The 18,504-nt window shown below is 41.7% G+C and carries 16 protein-coding genes; 11 read left to right on the top strand and 5 right to left on the bottom strand.

Translation table 11 applies throughout. The features are described from left to right. Positions 1-8: 8 nt before the first annotated feature. The 4 genes from nagA to acnA all read left to right on the top strand — a co-directional run bounded on the left by nagA (position 9) and on the right by acnA (position 5,589). Complete coding sequence (gene nagA / locus AC1MBV_RS01540; protein ID WP_480947408.1) at positions 9-1,178, top strand: N-acetylglucosamine-6-phosphate deacetylase; 1,170 nt, start codon at positions 9-11, stop codon at positions 1,176-1,178. A 1-nt stretch (position 1,179) separates the two neighbouring features. Then, positions 1,180-1,920 (top strand): glucosamine-6-phosphate deaminase, encoded by a 741-nt coding sequence (nagB, locus tag AC1MBV_RS01535; protein WP_255746460.1) that lies wholly within the window; start codon positions 1,180-1,182, stop codon positions 1,918-1,920. 4 nt (positions 1,921-1,924) lie between these two features. After that, positions 1,925-2,653: a GntR family transcriptional regulator gene (locus AC1MBV_RS01530; RefSeq protein WP_480947407.1), complete on the top strand. Its 729-nt coding sequence runs from the start codon at positions 1,925-1,927 to the stop codon at positions 2,651-2,653. A gap of 227 nt (positions 2,654-2,880) precedes the next feature. Then, a complete protein-coding gene (gene acnA, locus AC1MBV_RS01525; RefSeq protein ID WP_480948247.1) occupies positions 2,881-5,589 on the top strand; it encodes an aconitate hydratase AcnA in 2,709 nt (902 codons plus the stop codon). Positions 5,590-5,848: 259 nt separating this feature from the next. On the opposite strand, the gene AC1MBV_RS01520 is transcribed toward acnA, so the two are convergent. After that, positions 5,849-7,222, bottom strand: a complete 1,374-nt coding sequence (locus tag AC1MBV_RS01520; protein WP_480947406.1) for a dipeptidase — start codon at positions 7,220-7,222, stop codon at positions 5,849-5,851. 172 nt (positions 7,223-7,394) lie between these two features. Here AC1MBV_RS01520 and AC1MBV_RS01515 point away from each other — a divergent pair, with 172 nt between their 5' ends. From AC1MBV_RS01515 to dat, 4 genes are all read left to right on the top strand, one after another. Beyond that, on the top strand, positions 7,395-7,541 hold the full coding sequence (locus AC1MBV_RS01515; protein WP_480947405.1) for an FbpB family small basic protein: 147 nt from the start codon (positions 7,395-7,397) through the stop codon (positions 7,539-7,541). Between the two features lie 136 nt (positions 7,542-7,677). Next, on the top strand, positions 7,678-8,205 hold the full coding sequence (locus AC1MBV_RS01510; protein WP_480947404.1) for a GrpB family protein: 528 nt from the start codon (positions 7,678-7,680) through the stop codon (positions 8,203-8,205). 15 nt (positions 8,206-8,220) lie between these two features. Then, complete coding sequence (locus AC1MBV_RS01505; RefSeq protein ID WP_480947403.1) at positions 8,221-8,997, top strand: SGNH/GDSL hydrolase family protein; 777 nt, start codon at positions 8,221-8,223, stop codon at positions 8,995-8,997. A 97-nt stretch (positions 8,998-9,094) separates the two neighbouring features. Continuing rightward, on the top strand, positions 9,095-9,952 hold the full coding sequence (gene dat, locus AC1MBV_RS01500; RefSeq protein ID WP_255746471.1) for a D-amino-acid transaminase: 858 nt from the start codon (positions 9,095-9,097) through the stop codon (positions 9,950-9,952). An 88-nt stretch (positions 9,953-10,040) separates the two neighbouring features. Here dat and zwf read toward each other — a convergent pair whose 3' ends face one another. Continuing rightward, positions 10,041-11,513, bottom strand: a complete 1,473-nt coding sequence (zwf, locus tag AC1MBV_RS01495; protein ID WP_255746472.1) for a glucose-6-phosphate dehydrogenase — start codon at positions 11,511-11,513, stop codon at positions 10,041-10,043. Between the two features lie 351 nt (positions 11,514-11,864). On the opposite strand from zwf, the gene cshA reads away from it, so the two are divergent. Beyond that, the gene (gene cshA, locus AC1MBV_RS01490; RefSeq protein WP_255746473.1) at positions 11,865-13,310 is read left to right on the top strand and encodes a degradosome RNA helicase CshA; all 1,446 of its coding nucleotides are present in this window, start codon (positions 11,865-11,867) and stop codon (positions 13,308-13,310) included. A gap of 189 nt (positions 13,311-13,499) precedes the next feature. After that, entirely contained in the window at positions 13,500-13,727 is a 228-nt protein-coding gene (locus AC1MBV_RS01485) for an IDEAL domain-containing protein (RefSeq protein WP_255746474.1), read from the top strand. Between the two features lie 175 nt (positions 13,728-13,902). Here the strand turns inward: AC1MBV_RS01485 and AC1MBV_RS01480 are convergent, their stop codons facing one another. Next, on the bottom strand, positions 13,903-14,820 hold the full coding sequence (locus tag AC1MBV_RS01480; protein WP_255746476.1) for a DMT family transporter: 918 nt from the start codon (positions 14,818-14,820) through the stop codon (positions 13,903-13,905). Continuing rightward, positions 14,817-15,242, bottom strand: a complete 426-nt coding sequence (locus AC1MBV_RS01475; protein WP_255746628.1) for a reverse transcriptase-like protein — start codon at positions 15,240-15,242, stop codon at positions 14,817-14,819. Before AC1MBV_RS01475 ends, AC1MBV_RS01480 begins: the two co-directional genes overlap by 4 nt. Positions 15,243-15,385: 143 nt before the next feature. On the opposite strand from AC1MBV_RS01475, the gene AC1MBV_RS01470 reads away from it, so the two are divergent. Next, entirely contained in the window at positions 15,386-17,077 is a 1,692-nt protein-coding gene (locus AC1MBV_RS01470; protein ID WP_255746478.1) for a formate--tetrahydrofolate ligase, read from the top strand. 92 nt (positions 17,078-17,169) lie between these two features. On the opposite strand, the gene AC1MBV_RS01465 is transcribed toward AC1MBV_RS01470, so the two are convergent. After that, positions 17,170-18,435 (bottom strand): BaiN/RdsA family NAD(P)/FAD-dependent oxidoreductase, encoded by a 1,266-nt coding sequence (locus AC1MBV_RS01465; RefSeq protein WP_255746480.1) that lies wholly within the window; start codon positions 18,433-18,435, stop codon positions 17,170-17,172. Between the last annotated feature and the right edge of the window lie 69 nt (positions 18,436-18,504).

Raw genomic sequence — 18,504 nt, 5'->3', positions numbered from 1 at the left:
GCGATCGTATGACGACTAAAATTGAAGGATGTTCTATTTACAGTCAAAATGAATGGTTAGAGAAAAGCAGTCTTCTGATCGACAAAGACAAGATTGTCGGTATCGGCACAAATGAAAGCCAGACGGCTGATCGGACTTTGCAGTTCCCTTCGACTTACAAGTGTTTACCTGGCATGATTGATATGCACATTCATGGCGCGAACGGGGCAGATACGATGGATGCGACTCCTGAGGCATTGAGTACGATAGCTGCTGCGCTCGCAAAAGAAGGGACAACTTCATTTTTAGCGACAACGATCACGCAGTCAGTTCCTCTAATAGAAAAAGCCTTAGTCAATGCTGGTGAATTGATCGGTCATCAGAAACGTGGAGAAGCGGAAATCATCGGAATTCATTTGGAAGGTCCGTTTATTAATAAGGAAAAGACCGGAGCACAGCCTGAAGAGTATATTCTTGAACCAGACTGTGATTTATTCGACCATTGGCAGCAACTCTGTGGGGACCGTATTAAGGAAGTAACGATGGCGCCAGAAGTTAAAGGCGGATTAGATTTTATCCGTCATTTAAAAAAACAAAAGGTTGTCGCGTCAATCGGTCATACGAACGGTATTGATGAGGATGTTATTCGGGCGATTGATGCAGGGGCAACACAAGTTACCCACCTGTACAATGGAATGAGAGGTATGCACCATCGCGAGCCGGGAATTCTTGGAGGAGCATTATTGCACCATGATTTATACACTGAGTTGATTTGCGACGGACATCATGTGTGTCAAGGAATGGTGAATCTAGCCTATAAACTAAAGGGCAGTGATCGAATGATTCTGATCACCGATTCCATGCGTGCAAAATGTCTGAATAAAGGCGTTTACGATCTTGGTGGTCAGGATGTGTTTGTTGATAATGGACTTGCCTTGCTTAAAGACGGTACGATCGCAGGCAGTGTATTGAAAATGAAGGATTCGTTGCGAAATATCCTTGCTTTTACTGATGCAACACTGAGCGATGTTGTACAAATGGGTGCGATTAATCCGGCACTGCAATGCGGCGTTTTTGATCATAAGGGATCGATTGAGAACGGAAAAGATGCTGATTTGATTGTTCTAAATGAACAAAACGAACTCGTTTTGACGATCTGCCGGGGAACAATTGCCTATCAAAAGAAAGAGGTGCATTAAGATGAAAATTATTGCTGTTAAGGATAAAAATGAGATGAGCAGGAAGGCTGCTGAATTAATCATAGAAACTGTTCGCAAGAAACCGAATGCTGTGCTTGGGCTTGCGACTGGGGGGACACCTGAAGGGACATACAGAGAACTTGTTGCCGATCATCGTCAAAACGGAACAAGCTATCAACAGATTACGACAGTAAATCTTGATGAGTATGCCGGTATTGATCCAAAGGATCCCAATAGTTATCATGCCTATATGGCAAGTCATTTTTTTAATCATGTTGATCTTCCGGAGAATCAGAGCTATCTTCCAAGTAGCTCAGATCTTTCAGAGGAAGAGTCCAAGCACTATGATGATTTGATTGCCAGTCTTGGAGGTATCGATCTTCAACTGCTTGGAATAGGTCGAAACGGTCATATCGGATTTAATGAACCGGGAACGCCTTTAACGATTGGCACACATGTAGTACAATTAACGGAATCAACGCGTAAAGCCAACGCTCGTTATTTCAGGAGTCTTTCGGATGTTCCTGAACGAGCAGTTACTATGGGCATCGGAACCATTTTAAAGAGCAAAAGAATTCTTTTGATTGCATCCGGGGAGGAAAAAGCTGAGGCAATGAGCAAGCTGATCCACGCGTCTTTGCCTGACAGCAGCTTTCCTGCTTCTGCCCTTACACAGCATCCGGATGTTACCGTGATTGCCGATGAACCTGCATTATCTCTAATATCGATGAGCAAGGATTGATGAAATGATTGACCGTAAATCTCCGGTACCGATGTATTATCAAATTGAACAATACATTGAGCAGTTAATTGAAAACAGGAATTTGAAATCCGGTGATCAAATCCCATCCGAACGAGAATTTACCGATCAGTTTCATGTGTCGAGAATGACTGTGCGACAGGCTGTTATGAATTTGGTACATTCGGGGGTACTTATACGTATTAAAGGAAAAGGTACGTTTGTTTCGGATCAGAACAAAATTGAGAAATCTCTGCTTGGATTAAACGGATTCTCAGAGGATATGATCAGCCGTGGGATGAAACCTGGCAGTATTATGATGAGTTTCACACGTGTGTGTGCTTCTGTCAAAGTAGCGGATCATCTCGCATTAGACGAGCATGATGATGTATTTGAAATCAAGCGAACACGTCTTGCTGATGATGAGCCGATGGCAATCGAAACCTCATATATTCCAGTTAAAATGGTACCTAATCTCACTGAGGAACAAGTCAGTCCGTCACTTTATCAATATATTGAGAGGCAGTGCGGGCTTCCTTTTGATCATGCCATTCAATCGATTGAGGCATCTGTTGTTACAGCCGAGGAAGCGAAGGTTCTGGATATTCCAAAGGGTTCTCCGATTTTATTAATCGAACGTTGCTCCTATTTGAAAAATGGATGTCCAATCGAATTGACAAAGTCATTATTCCGGGCTGATCGCTATAAATTTATGGCGACACTTCCTAGAGAATAAGCATTTAATTATGCTTATTCTCTTTTTTATTTTTTAATACTTCGTTTAAGGAGATAATAGCCAATGAGGATGGCTTTAAAAACTATTCATGATAAGAAAAACTTATTAATTAGATTTAATTAAATAAAATTTACTTAATTAAAAAATTCCCTTATGATTAGAGTAGAGAAAAGTGTAAAAACAGACGGGATGGTGAAACAATGGTGGCAGCTGCAGAAACAAGGGCAGTGAAAAAAAATGATTTTTTCAATGCTCGAAACACGTTTAAAAGCAATGGGAAAACCATAAGTTTTTATCAATTAACCGCTTTGTCGGAATATGGTGACGTCGAGAGATTGCCTTATTCAATAAAGGTGTTATTGGAAGCCGTTCTGCGACAATGCGATGGAAAAGTGATCAAAAGAGAGCATGTAGAAAATTTGGCCAAGTGGGGAACTGCAAATCTTGATAAGAACATTGACGTTCCGTTTAACCCTTCACGAATTATTCTTCAGGACTTTACGGGAGTGCCCGCAGTCGTGGATTTAGCTTCTTTGCGTAAGGCTATGGCCGATTTAGGCGGAGATCCGGAAAAGATTAATCCGGAAAAACCGGTCGATCTTGTTGTCGATCACTCGGTTCAAGTTGATCGATTCGGATCGAACCAAGCGCTTCTTTTTAATATGGAGCGGGAATTTGAGCGAAACGAAGAACGGTATAAATTTTTGAAATGGGCGCAATCCTCATTTGAAAATTTTCGAGCAGTACCTCCTGCTACCGGCATTGTTCATCAAGTGAATCTTGAATATTTGGCTTCTGTAGTTCATGCAGTGGACGAGGGCAATGGAGATCTGCTGGCTTTTCCGGATACATTAGTCGGAACGGATTCGCATACGACCATGATCAATGGGTTAGGCGTTCTCGGATGGGGCGTCGGAGGTATTGAAGCCGAAGCAGGTATGCTTGGGCAGCCTTCCTATTTTCCTGTACCTGACGTGATCGGTGTTCGGATTGTCGGCAGCCTCCCTAATGGAGCAACTGCTACAGATTTAGCACTTCGAGTGACACAGCTCCTGCGCGAGGAAAGTGTTGTCGGAAAATTTGTTGAATTTTTCGGACCAAGTCTTTCACACATGTCGCTTGCTGATCGTGCAACGGTTTCCAACATGTCACCGGAAAACGGAGCAACTGCAACTTTCTTCCCGGTAGACCAGGTCACTTTAGATTACTTGCGCCTGACCGGACGTACGGAAGAACAGGTTCAGCTCGTTGAAGATTATTGCAAAGCAAATGGAATGTTCTATACACCGGAGGCAATGGATCCTCACTTTACAAAGGTCTTAGAGATGGATCTGTCAGAAGTCCAATCGTCATTGGCGGGACCAAAACGTCCGCAGGATCGAATTGCGTTAACAGGAATGAAAAATGAATTTGAATCCTCGCTAACACGTCCTGCAGGGAATCGCGGCTTTGGCTTTGACAAAGAGGAATTGACGAAATCAGCTGAAGTCGCATATGAAGACGGATCAAAAGAAAAGTTAAGTACCGGTGCTGTGGTCATTGCGGCAATTACGAGTTGTACGAATACAAGTAATCCGAGCGTCATGATTGGAGCTGGATTAGTTGCAAAAAAAGCGGTTGAAAAGGGATTGACAGTTCCGGCGTATGTCAAGACAAGCCTGGCTCCAGGCTCTAAAGTAGTAACCGACTACTTGAAGAAGGCAGGACTTATTCCTTACCTCGAAAAATTAGGATTTAATGTGGTTGGTTACGGATGCACCACATGTATTGGAAATTCCGGACCGCTTCCGCAAGCAGTAGAAAAAGCAATAACTGATCAGGATCTTACTGTATCTGCTGTTCTATCCGGTAATCGCAACTTCGAAGGACGTATCCATCCGCTAATTCGTGCCAACTATCTTGCTTCTCCGCCGCTTGTTGTGGCATACGCATTGGCAGGGACGGTTGATTTTGATATGGATCATGAGTCATTTGGAAAAGATCCTCAGGGGAATGATGTCTACTTTAAAGACATCTGGCCGTCAAGCGACGAAATCGAAGCAGTCATGAACCGTTCCGTTGGCCCTGAGAGCTTTAAGAAGGAATATGAGCGTGTTTTTGTTGAAAATGAGCGCTGGAATGCCATTCAGACAAGCGAAGGCGAACTGTATGATTGGGATGAAGCTTCTACTTATATTCAAAATCCGCCTTTCTTTGAAAGTCTTTCTGCAGAATTAAATGAAATTAAACCTCTTGAATCCATGCGAGTTATTGGGAAATTCGGCGATTCGGTGACAACCGATCATATTTCACCGGCCGGTTCAATTGCTCCAAAAAGTCCTGCAGGACAGTATCTGCTTGAGAAAGGCGTTAAGACCTACGATTTCAACTCGTATGGTTCCAGACGCGGCAACCATGAAGTCATGATGCGCGGAACGTTTGCTAATGTTCGGATCCGCAACCAAATTGCACCAGGTACTGAAGGCGGATTTACCACCTATTGGCCGACTCATGAATTGATGCCGATCTATGATGCTGCGATGAATTACAAGAAGAACGGTACGGACTTGATCGTCTTGGCAGGCAAAGATTACGGTATGGGGAGTTCAAGAGACTGGGCAGCAAAAGGAACCAATTTATTAGGAATTAAAGCGGTCATTGCACAAAGCTATGAACGAATTCATCGAAGTAATTTGGTGATGATGGGTGTGCTTCCTTTACAATTCTGTGAAGGACAAAGTGCTGATTCACTTGGATTAACCGGGGAAGAAGCCATTACTGTCTCAATAGACGAAAATGTAAAGCCCGGTGATTCAGTTCAGGCAGAAGCAGCGTCCCCTGATGGCCGGAAAATTCAATTTGAAGTGACTGTTCGTTTCGACAGTGAAGTGGAGATTGATTATTATCGCAATGGCGGTATCCTTCAAACTGTTCTCAGAAGAAAACTTGCTGAATAATTTTTTCAACTAAATGTATTATTTATGTTTAAGTGGGCATGATAATGAACGAAGGAGTTCATTTAGTGCCTTCAAACATTCGGATTGTTTTCTAGGGAGTGGGTTCCGTTGGAAAGGTCTATGATTGATCCTATGGTTGTCACAAAGTTCTTTTTTTAAAGGATTTCCAGAAAAGATTCGATTTGGATGAAAAAACTTCATATGACTTCTTCAACAAAAAAGAGGCTGTCCTTTAAAAAGGACAGCCTCTTTCAAATGATTAATTCATTTGCTTCGGTAGATCAAATAGGAAAGCAATCAGTGCGCACATGCCGCGGTCAAAATTCTGCAGATGAAAGTGCTCATTCGGCGCATGAAAGTTTTCACTGTCCAGCCCAAATCCCATAAGTATGGGAGCAAGACCAAGCTTGTCATGAAATGTATTAACGATTGGAACCGATCCGCCCTGACGAGAAAGAATCGCCTTCGTGTGAAACGCTTCTTCGAGGGCATTATGTGCAGCTTTGAGAGCCGGATGATCCACGGGCATGCTGAATGGTTCCGCATGATCCATCAGCTCAACGTCCAGCTTCACACCGGCAGGAAGTTGTTCTCTAAGATGTTTTTTAAGAAGTGCACCAATGAGTGCAGGATCCTGATCAGGAACGAGTCGGCATGTAATTTTTGCTGTTGCTGTCGAAGGAATAACTGTTTTTAAACCTTCCCCTTGAAATCCGCCAAAGAGGCCGTTTATTTCTAATGTCGGCCGCGACCATATACGTGCGACAGTAGAATAACCTTCTTCACCATATAATGAAGAAACATCAAGTTCCTTTTTCAATGCTTCGTCATTAGACAATTTCGTGCACGTGATCCGCTCCTCATCGGTAAGTGGTATCACTTGGTCGTAAAAGCCGTCCACCGTAACATGTCCTTTTTTATCATGCAAGGTTGCCAGCAACTCAACCATTGCATGGAGGGTATTTTGCACAGCACCGCCGTAGACGCCTGAATGCAGATCGCCCTTTGGACCCTGAAGACGAACCTCAAGCCCGCAGAGTCCTCGAAGTGCATAGCTTACAGCCGGCTGATCCATACTCAGCATGGTCGTATCTGATACAAGCAGTACATCCGCTTTAAGCAGATCAAGATGATCATCAACAAAATCGTCCAGATGTGCACTGCCGATCTCTTCCTCGCCTTCGAAACAAAATTTAATGTTAACCGGCAGTTCACCGGTTGCCTCAAGAATTACCTCTGCCATTTTTGCCAGCATAAATACCTGCCCTTTATCATCACTGGTTCCCCGGCCGTATATAATATTGTCCTTAATAACCGGTTTAAATGGATCGGTGTTCCATTTGTCGATCGGATCCACCGGTTGTACGTCATAATGGCCGTAGCATAGAACAGTCGGCTTGCCTGCGGCTTTAAGATAATCTGCATAGATGACAGGATGTCCCGCCGTTTCCAAAATCTGCACATGCTCCAGTCCTCCGTTTGCTAAATCATCGGCAAGCCATTGTGCAGCCTTTCTTACGTCTGCTTTGTGCGTAGAATCGGAACTGATGCTCGGAATAGAAAGAAATTCAATCATTTGTTTTAAATATCGATCACGATTTTTTTCAAGTATGTTGTTGATTTGATTATCCATGGAAAAGCCTCCTGTATTAAAATAACCTCTCTATTGTAACAGATTGATTTAGCGTAAGACAAAGTGGTGATCTGAGGTTTGAAAAAAGAAGTTGCGGGTAATACTACGTATATAACGAAAAATTCACATAATTTACGCTTATTCAAAAAAAACAGGTAAACTAATTAAAATGGTGGATAAGCAGAAAGGTGGTCTTGTAATGAGAAAACGTGACAGTATTAAAGAATTGATTCAAAAAAACAAGTCAGAAATTCTCAGAGATGAGAAGCTTTTGGAAAAAATCGAAGTTAAAATCGACGATAGGCATGCAGTAAAATAAATCGCGAGAAAATGATAACGGATTCAAGATAGCGGCAACTAAAAAACAGCGTTCATCGCTGTTTTTTGGTTTTTACTTAGTATACATATGTTAAACTGATTACAGTTCTTTGTATGCAGTTCAGAGGTGAATAAAAATGGCACAAAAAGAAATTGAAGTTGTTCCCTATAATGAGGATTGGATTAACGAATATAAAAGAGAAGCTGCACGTATCGCACATATTATGGGAACAAATTTGCAGGCAATTCATCATATTGGAAGTACGGCAATTCCAGGATTAGCTGCCAAACCGACAATTGATATTCTTGCTGAAGTACAAAGCTTGGAGGATACTGATCTCATTCAAGCTGAATTTTCAAAATTAGGTTATGAATCATTTGGCGAGCACGGTATTCACGGACGCCGTTATTTTGTAAAAAAAGACGGATTGGGAAATCACTTGATTCATCTTCATATCTTTGAAGCAGATTCAGAGAATGTCATCAGGCATTTGGCATTTCGCGATTATTTGCGAACACATGATGATGATGCGGCTTTTTACAGCCAATTGAAGATCCAATTGGCAGAGCAATTTCCTGATGATCGTGAGGACTATTCAGCAGGTAAAAATGAAGCTTGCAAGCGAATTGAAGAAATTGCATTACAATGGTGGTATGAGGCATAACGCAAGGTAAGAGGGGTGCGAGTTATTAAAAAGAAAGTTATTTACAGTGCTATTGCACTACTAGCGGTCATTGCGGTATCCATTCTTATATTTCTGCACTTTGGGAAAAGTGCCGCACCAAAAAAAGAACCGAAACTATTGAACTATAAAATTGTTGCACTTGGCGATTCATTGACAGAAGGGGTAGGAGATCTTGAAAATCAAGGCTATGTGGGAGCAACGTATAAAGCACTCAAGGTAAAGAAAAATGTTAAGAATGTATCCATACGGGATTTGGGACATCGGGGCGATACATCCTCAGATCTGTTAAAGAAATTACAGCAGCCTAAATTTATTGAATCGATAAAGGAATCAAATACGGTATTCCTGACGATCGGCGGTAATGATATTGTTGCTGTTTTACACCAACATTTTCTCGATCTGCATCAAAGTGATTTTACAAAGCGCCGAAAGGTTTTTTCATCGAATTTAAACAAAATATTGTCTGAAATACGCGGGTTGAATCCGAAAGCACATATCTATTTTTTTGGTCTGTATAATCCGTTCGAGGATTATTTGGGTAAAGCGAATAAAGATTTTGTCCCGATCCTGAATGAGTGGAATACAAACAGCAAAAGAATCAGTGAAAGCTATGCTCCTATCTCTTTTGTGCCGACCAGTGATCTGTTCCAGGGGAAAACCGACAGTTTGCTCTATGATGATCATTTTCATCCCAATAAAGAAGGCTATGCAAAAATGTCTCATCGTCTGCTTCAGTATATTAAAAACAGTAACGTGAATAAACAACACTGACCGATATGTTTCTGTGGAGAATGCATCGAATCAGGGATTGTCGGTTTTACGGTAGGGGCATATAATCAGACTATAAAGGATTGAGGGGGAACCGTCAGTGGCAATTGTATTATATCAGGATCAGTTTATTGATCGCAGCAAGGCAAAAGTTGACATTGAAGACAGAGGCTATCAGTTTGGAGACGGCATTTACGAAGCGATGATGGTTTACAGCGGTCGTATTTTTTTATTAGATCCTCATATGAAGCGTCTTGAGCGCAGCGCACGCGAACTCAACTTAACATTACCATACAGTGCCGATCATATTGTTGATAATATAAAAAAATTAGTTGAACTGAATCATCTTGATGACGGCGTCGTTTATTTTCAAATCACACGAGGTGCGGCTCCTCGCCAGCATTTTTTCCCAGACAATACACCCACAGTCATTACCGGCTCGGTCTCAAGCAAGATACGTGATGTTTCTAAAAGACCTCAGGGAATTAAAGCGGTTCTCGCTGATGATATTCGCTGGCTGCGCTGTGATATTAAAACACTCAATTTGCTGGGCAACGTGCTTGCAAAGCAGAAAGCGCATGTGTCAGGTGCAGGTGAAGCCATTCTGCATCGCGGCTCAACAGTTACTGAAGGTTCCTCAAGCAATGTGTTTATCATTAAAGATGGAACACTAATAACACATCCCGCCGATCATCTTATTCTGAATGGAATTACACGGCTCTTTGTATTTGATCTCGCAAAAAAGTTGAATATACCGCTTGTTCAGCGAGAGTTCACCGTTGATGAACTGCTTGACGCCGATGAAGTATTCATTACAAGTACAAGCAACGAGGTGAATCCGGTGCTTCAGATTGATGATCACTTGATCAATGGCGGGGAACAGGGCCCAATCGAAAAGAAACTGATTGATGCCTACGATGCAGAGGTAGAGAGGATTCGAGCCGTTCCGCTCGCATAAATCATTTGTATCAGGGGCGTTAATAGAATAAGATGTCAAAATAAAAAGCGCGTTTCGCATTTAGCGAGACGCGCTTTTTATTTGCCCTTCATTCCATATGCATGATTGGCCACCAATGATGTCCATTCTTTTCAAGCAACTCATCCGCAGAAGCCGGTCCCATGGATCCAGCTTCATAATAGTCAACGGGAACTCGGCGTTTTTTCCAAGAATCAACGATTGAATCAATAATTTCCCACGAATAGGCAACTTCGTCCCATCGCGTGAAATTTGTAGAATCGCCTTTAATGCAATCAGCCATGAGCCTCTCATAGGCGTCTTGCATATTTTCCATCGCGAGTTCATTGTTACGAAATTTGAGCGAAATGGGAATCGTATTACCTGTTTCCCCAGTTTCTTTTACATTTAACTTAAGCGAAAGACCTTCATCTGGTGAGATATAAATCACGAGCAAATTTGGACCCACGTGATTGACATTATGGAAGTAAGGGTTCTTTGGCAATTTCTTAAACTGAATAACAATTTGAGTAGACTTTTCAGCCAGACATTTACCTGTACGGATATAAAAGGGTACCCCTTGCCAACGATAATTATCAATTAAAAACTTAGCAGCAACAAAGGTTTCGGTATCCGAATCGCTTCTAATATTGTCTTCATCCAAATAGGCTCTTAATTTTTTTCGATCTGGCGTTATCCCTCTGGAATACTGTCCGCGAACGATTTGTTCGACAACGTTGTTAATATGCATAGGACGTATTGCTTTTAAAACCTTGACCTTTTCGTAACGCACATCATTTGTTTCGAATCGGGCAGGCGGTTCCATTGCGATGAGTGTCAAAAGCTGCATAATATGATTTTGAACCATGTCTAGTAACGCGCCGGTTTGATCGTAATAATTAGCACGATCTCCGACACCAAGAGTTTCACTGAGCGTTATTTGAACGTTTGAGATATAACGGCGATTCCATATTGCCTCAAAAATAGGATTTGCAAACCGCAATACTTCAATATTTTGAACCATCTCTTTGCCGAGATAGTGATCAATTCGGTAGATCTCTTTTTCATTAAATGCATGAAGCAGACTTTCATTTAATTCTTTTGATGAATCAAAGTTATGTCCAAATGGTTTCTCAATAATTAAACGTTTCCATCCCGGAGTCGTTGATAATCCGGATTTTTTCAAATTTTGTGCGGCCTGTGCAAAATAGCACGGAGCAAGGGAAAGGTAGAATATCCGATTTCCATGCAGTTGGTAGCGTTCGTCAAGTTCATCACAAAAACTTTTTAATGCAACAAAATTTTCCGGACGTGTGATATCAAGTCGACGATAATAAAAACGTGATAGAAAATGCTTGCGCGGCCCAGCTTCTGAAGGCAGCGAGTCGTTAATCAAATCCCGAAATGATTCATCAGTGTGTGCACGGCGAGCTAAGCCGATTACTGCAAATTCTTGATCCCTGGTATAAAGTCGATAAAGAGCTGAATAAAGTTTTCTTCTGGCTAAATCGCCTGTTGCTCCAAAAAGAAAAATTAATACTGGCTCTTTTGACGTTTCGATCATTATTGATTTCCCTCGTTCCTCGTTCATTATGCTTAAATGTTATCACACTTTTTAGCTAATGTGTTACACTTTATTCCTAATTCGTATGAAATGAATGTGAACAATGACCATTATTGACGGAATATAAAGGTTTCAATCTGTTTTTAAAAGTTGCGTCCATTGCATTTCATGTCTGTACATGTTAAGGTGAATTTATGTGTTTAGGTAATCATAGGGATGGAAGAGGTTTACTTTTGAAAACAATGATGAAATCTCGTTCAATGTTTAGTAGGCATTTTCCGTCCGCCGCGGGGAATGCCTAATCATTTGTTTGATAAAACTAAACAGGATAAAAGGAGATAGTATAGCTTAATGAAATTTGCAGAACTTAAAATTAGTGAAGAAATCAAAAAGGCGACCGAAAGAATGGGATTTACAGATATGACTCCTATTCAAGAGCAGGCGATTCCGGTTGCTGAAACAGGTGTAGATTTAATTGGTCAAGCACAAACCGGCACAGGAAAAACAACTGCTTTCGGTATTCCAATGATCGAGGCGGCGGATCCTCAGGATACGGATATTCAAGGCGTGGTGATTACACCTACGCGTGAACTTGCGATTCAGAATGCTCAGGAGCTTAGTGCTCTAGGCTTTTATAAAAAGGTTAGAACAGTCGCAATTTACGGTGGACAGGATATTCAAAGACAGATCCGCGATTTAAAAAGGCGTCCGAGCATCATTTCCGCAACACCAGGCCGTTTACTCGACCATATTAAAAGAAGGACAATCCGTTTAGATCAAATTAAGATGATTGTTCTTGATGAAGCAGATGAAATGCTGAACATGGGTTTTATTGAAGATATCCATGAAATTTTGGAAAGCACTCCGCAAAATCGTCAGACGCTTCTGTTCTCAGCAACAATGCCGAGACCAATTCAGCTGCTTGCAGAAAAGTTTATGCACGAACCGCAAAAGGTTCAAGTTAAAGCAAAAACGCTGACAGTATCATTAATTGAACAAAATTATGTAAAGGTTAGAGAAGCAGAAAAGTTTGATGCTCTGACTCGCTTCCTGGACATTCAAACACCTGAACGTGCAATCGTCTTTGGACGCACAAAACGTCGGGTTGATGAATTAATGAGAGCATTGCAAAAACGCGGTTATGAAGCGGAAGGAATCCACGGTGATTTAACACAATCAAAGCGTGACCTTGTGCTTCGCCGTTTTAAACAAAATGAAGTCAAACTTCTGATTGCAACAGATGTCGCTGCTCGCGGTCTGGACATCAGCAATGTGACACATGTCTACAATTTTGATCTTCCACAAGATCCGGAAAGCTATGTACACAGAATCGGACGTACCGGACGTGCCGGCAAAACCGGTATGGCACTTACGTTTATTACACCGAGCGAATTTCCACATCTTCGTTCCATCGAACGCTTGACAAAGCAACCGATGAAGCAAATTAATGCACCGAGCTATGAAGAAGCACTAGCCGGTCAACAAAAATTGGCAATTGATAATTTAAAGGAGACACTCGAATCCGGAAATTATCATGCTTACGCCTCAAAAGCGCAAGGACTGCTTGACGATTTTGATGCGGCTGATCTTGTAGCTGCTGCGTTAAAGCTTATTACCAAAGAACCAGATACGACTCCAGTGCGTCTGACACGTGAGCAACCGTTGATGGTAAAGCGTTCTTCTGGTCGTCAACAACGAGGCGGAAAAGGAAGAAATTCTTACCATTCACGGGAACGTGATCACCGCCAAGGTAATAATAATAGGGGAAGAAGTAAACAAAAATCGCAACGTTATTAATCAATAATGTTGATCATTCTGAAGAAGCCGTATAGGCTTCTTTTTTTTATTGTTTGATTTTGTTTTAACTGTTAAATATAACCAAATTAATCAAAATAATTAGAAAAAAAGAAAGAAAATTAATCTAAATGGTTGTAACTTTCAGAAAAGTAGTGTAGAATAATAAAAAGTGCAAAGGGGGCAATAAAGATGAACAATGATCACTCTTTCCAGGATAATACGAAGGCGCTTGTTGTATACAAAGAACAGCAGGCGAAGGTCTCAGTTGTCGAAATGTATGCCCAGATGATCCTTGATGAAATGGAATTCAATCAAAAAGTGAAGAATTTACGAGAGAAGATTGATGAAAGTTTGGATTCAAGGAACGAAGCACTTTTTATGAAGCTCACTACGGAATATACGGCATTAACCCGCTGATACTCTATATATGCGCGGGTTTAATAGAAGGAAACGAATGGTGGTTGTCAGTCAAGGGTGAACGATTCATCTTTTTTCCCCACGTCATTCATTTGTTTTCACAGGTTATTAAAAAACGGACTCGATTAATGCGAGTCCGTTTTTTATATGCTCCAACCAGTTGATTTGTTAAGCCCTAGTGCTGCTTTTCAATCGTTTGTCCGCCAGTAGGCCATTCAGCAAGGAGCATACCGAGCAGAATAAGCAGCGATCCGGTTAATTCGCTTGGACCAAAACGAGCATTTTGGAACAGAACAGAAGTCCATGCAGCAAATACAGGTTCCATAATATAAATGATCCCGACATGGGTTGCAGGCGTTTCCTTTTGCAGAGCTGTCTGAAGAAGAAAGGCAAATGCCGTTGCAAAGAGTGCCATAAATAGAACGACGATAATCACATCACCCTGGAATAAGATATGTAAATTAAATGCCTCTCCGCCTTCGAAAATATAACCTGTAATAAAAGCGAATAGGGCAACAAAAGCAAGTTGAACGATGGTTAATGATAGGCTGTTGAATTGTTCGGTAACTTTTGCTGTGAAAATAATATGCAGAGCAAATGTGACAGCACTGACCAAGACGATGACATCACCTTTGTTGAGAGAAAACTGACCTCTTGTGGTTAAAAAGAACAGTCCGACAGCGGCGAAAATCACACCAATGACCGCTGCTTTATGCGGTGCGTTTCGTAATAAAATTGCTGAAAAAATGGGGACAAGTACGACACTTAATCCGGTAATGAATGCGGCATTGGATGCGGATGTATAAAGAAGACCAATCGTTTGGCACACATAACCTGCAAACAAAAAACCGCCAAGAAGCGCTCCAGAACCAATTAATTTCCAACTGTAGAGGACATTCGCAGACTTACGTTTCTTAGAAGTGAAAAATTGCCATGAGATAAGGAAAAGGGCAGCGAAAAAAAATCTCCAGGCATTGAAGGTCAACGGTGTTAGTTGGTTAAGAATATTTTGCACAATAATGAATGTTGTGCCCCATACAAATGTAATTCCAAGTAAAGCAGAATCGGCGAAGAGTACACGTTTAAGAGTCATGAATCAGCCTCCTTTTTTTGTTTTGCACGCATTTGTTTTTGGATTGCGAGTCGAGCGAGCGCATCAGCATTTTTATTTTGTTTATCGGGAATCCATTTGCAGAAGAACAGGTCGAAGCGATCAACTAAGGGCAACGCTTCATTAAGATAAGGAATAAACTGCTCGTTTTTAACATGGCGTTTTTCTATGGCTTCGTTGACGAGTTGCGAATCGGTACGAAACGAGACTGTTCTATAACCCATTTCAAGGGCATAATGCATCGCAGCGACACAAGCGGCGAACTCCGCCTCATGATTGCTAGTAAGTACGCCGAATGGCAGCGAACGACGAATTTCCTTTCCGTTTCCTTCATTTATATAGATCCCGCCTCCTGCAAGGCCAGGATTGCTGATCGCAGCACCATCAAATGAGATTTCAATCACATCAGTCACGTCCTCTACTTCGTACAAACTTAATTTTGTCACGTGAAATCGTAACCTGTCGTTTTAGCTTCGCTCACATTATGTTATCATAATAAAGGAAAAAATGGCTGGACAATTTTATTATTGGATGGGTGATAAAAAGAATGTCAGAAACGTCAAAAACGGTGAAATCAGATATTGAGATAGCCCAAAATGCAATGCTTAAACCGATTGGAGACATTGCTGATCAGCTGGGCTTGGATGAGAGTGACTGGGAACCTTACGGACGCTACAAGGCAAAGGTATCCGCGGATACGCTGAATAAAATGAGTGGTTATCCTGAAGGAAAAGTTATTTTAGTAACCTCTATCAATCCGACGCCAGCCGGAGAAGGAAAATCCACAGTTACAGTTGGACTGGGACAAGCATTGAATAAAATCGGTCGAAAGACGGTAATTGCACTACGTGAACCATCGCTTGGTCCGACAATGGGTGTGAAAGGCGGGGCAGCTGGCGGAGGTTATGCACAGGTCGTGCCAATGGAAGATATAAATCTTCATTTTACTGGTGATTTTCATGCAATTACTACGGCTCACAATGCCTTAGCGGCTTTTCTGGATAATCATATTCATCAAGGGAATGCGCTCAATATTGATACGCGCCGAATCGTTTGGAAACGTGTACTTGACTTAAATGATCGTGCACTCAGACATGTGATCGTTGGGCTTGGCGGCGTTACAAATGGTGTACCGCGCGAGGACGGCTTTGACATAACAGTTGCTTCCGAAATCATGGCAATTCTCTGCCTATCAGTGAATCTTGAAGATTTGAAAAAAAGGCTCGGCAGCATGCTGATCGCCTACACTTACGAAAGAAAACCAGTATTTGTCAGAGACTTAAAAGTTGAGGGTGCATTGACATTACTGCTTAAAGATGCTATTCATCCAAACCTCGTCCAAACCTTGGAAAATACACCGGCATTCGTTCATGGCGGTCCATTTGCCAATATCGCTCATGGTTGTAACAGTGTACTCGCTACGAAAATGGGTGCAAAACTTGGCGATTATGTGGTTACAGAAGCTGGATTTGGTGCAGATTTAGGTGCAGAAAAGTTTCTGGACATTACGACACGTGCAGGACATTTCAAGCCGAGCACTGTTGTTATTGTGGCGACTATTCGCGCGCTAAAGATGCATGGCGGATTGACCAAGGACGAATTGAAGCACGAGGATGTCGATGCACTTGCACGCGGAATGGAAAATCTCGCTTGCCATATTGACACGATTAAATCATTTGGTTTGCCCTATGTTGTGGCAATCAATCACTTCATTTTTGATACGGATCGCGAAGTTGCTTATGTTGAAAATTGGTGCCGTACAAATAACCATCCTGTTGCCTTGGCGAATGTTTGGGAATGTGGCGGAGAAGGCGGTAAAGAGCTTGCACAATTGGTTGTCAATACTATTGAAAACCAAGAAAACCATTTTAAACCGCTGTACAATTTAACGGACTCTATTGAGAAAAAAATTCAAACGGTTGTTACGAAGGTGTATGGCGGAAAAGATGTTGAATTTTCCTCGAAAGCAAAGAAACAAATAAAAGCATTCATTAAAAACGGCTGGGATCAATTTCCTGTCTGCATAGCAAAAACACAATATTCACTATCTGATAATCCGAAATTACTTGGAAGGCCAAAAGATTTCACCATCCATGTTCGTGAACTTAAAGTGTCAGTCGGTGCAGGATTTATTGTTGTCATGACAGGAAATGTATTGACCATGCCTGGTTTGCCAAAACAGCCCGCAGCTCTAAATATGGATATTGATCAAAATGGAAAAGTAATCGGTTTATTCTAATTGGATTGACGATCAATAAGAAATTTAAACAAACCAGTGCCAAAATAGGCACTGGTTTGTTTGATTTGGTGAATTCTATTAACAAGATATCATTAAAGTTCAGAAACGCGTTCTGCTGCAGCTGTCCCAGCTGCATGACCGGTGACAAATGCAGAGGTAATATTATAACCGCCAGTATAGCCATGAATATCGAGAATCTCCCCGCAAAAATACAAACCGGGCATTTTTTTTGATTCCATAGTTTTGGGGTTGACTTCTTTAAGCGAGACACCGCCACCCGTAATAAATGCTTTCTCAATGGATAAAGTACCTGAAATATGGATAGGAAATTGTTTTAATGCTTCTGCCATTTTTCGAATATCTTCTTTAGCTAGCTCGTGAAAATTCAAATCCGGTGATAGATGAATCTGTTCAAAAAGAAACATCAAGTAGCGTTCAGGGATGATACCTTTCCAAACATTTTTAAGCGCTTTTTTCGGATTGGATTCAGTTAGGTTCAGCAGCAGGCTGCGTAACATGTCGCTGTTCAGATCAGGTTTGCTGTCAATGGTAACGATAACATCCGGTGTCTTAAACTTTTTTAATGCTTTAACAACAAATTGGCTTAGTCGCAAAATTGCTGGTCCTGACAGACCAAAATGAGTAAAAATCATATCCCAACGGTGAGTTTGTATGGCCTTTCCCTTGGGGTTAACTAAAGTCACGGCAACATCAGTTAAAGATAGACCCTGAAGTGTTTTTTGTTGAATAAACGGTTCGTTCGAGGTAAGCGGTACCTCAGTAGGATAGAGTTCAGTAATCGTATGTCCGGCCGCTTTTGCCCAAGCATAGCCATCTCCAGTACTACCGGTTTGAGGCACTGACTTTCCTCCGACAGCAACAATGACCGAATCCGATGAGTACTTTTTGCCGTCCAATGTTTTAACACCTTCGACATGGTCGGAATAAAGAACGGCTTGAATCGGCGTGTGTATGTTTAGCGTGATCTTCAAATCGTCCATGCGTTTTAAGAGCGCATCGACGACTGATTTCGCGTTATTGGAAATTGGAAACATGCGTCCATGGTCTTCCTCCTTCAGTCCAACGCCAAGCTGTTCAAAAAAACGGATAATATCCTGATTATCAAATGACGAGAAGGCACTGTACAAAAATCGGCCATTGCCGGGAATATGCTTAATCAATTCATCTATGGGCATAGCGTTTGTTACATTGCAGCGGCCGCCGCCAGAAATCGCCAACTTTCTTCCTAACTTGTCTCCTTTATCGAGCAGCATGACACGGGCACCGTGCTCTGCAGCGGTAATTGCCGCCATTAATCCTGATGGCCCGCCGCCAACAACAATCACATCATAATCCATTACTATTTCCTCACCTTTACTTTTTCCTATCGTAACCTTAACAGAATACACATAACATTTCACCTTCAA

This window comes from Sporolactobacillus sp. PKPK-6 (genome assembly GCF_056678885.1).
This window is presented reverse-complemented; position numbering and strand designations above follow the sequence as displayed.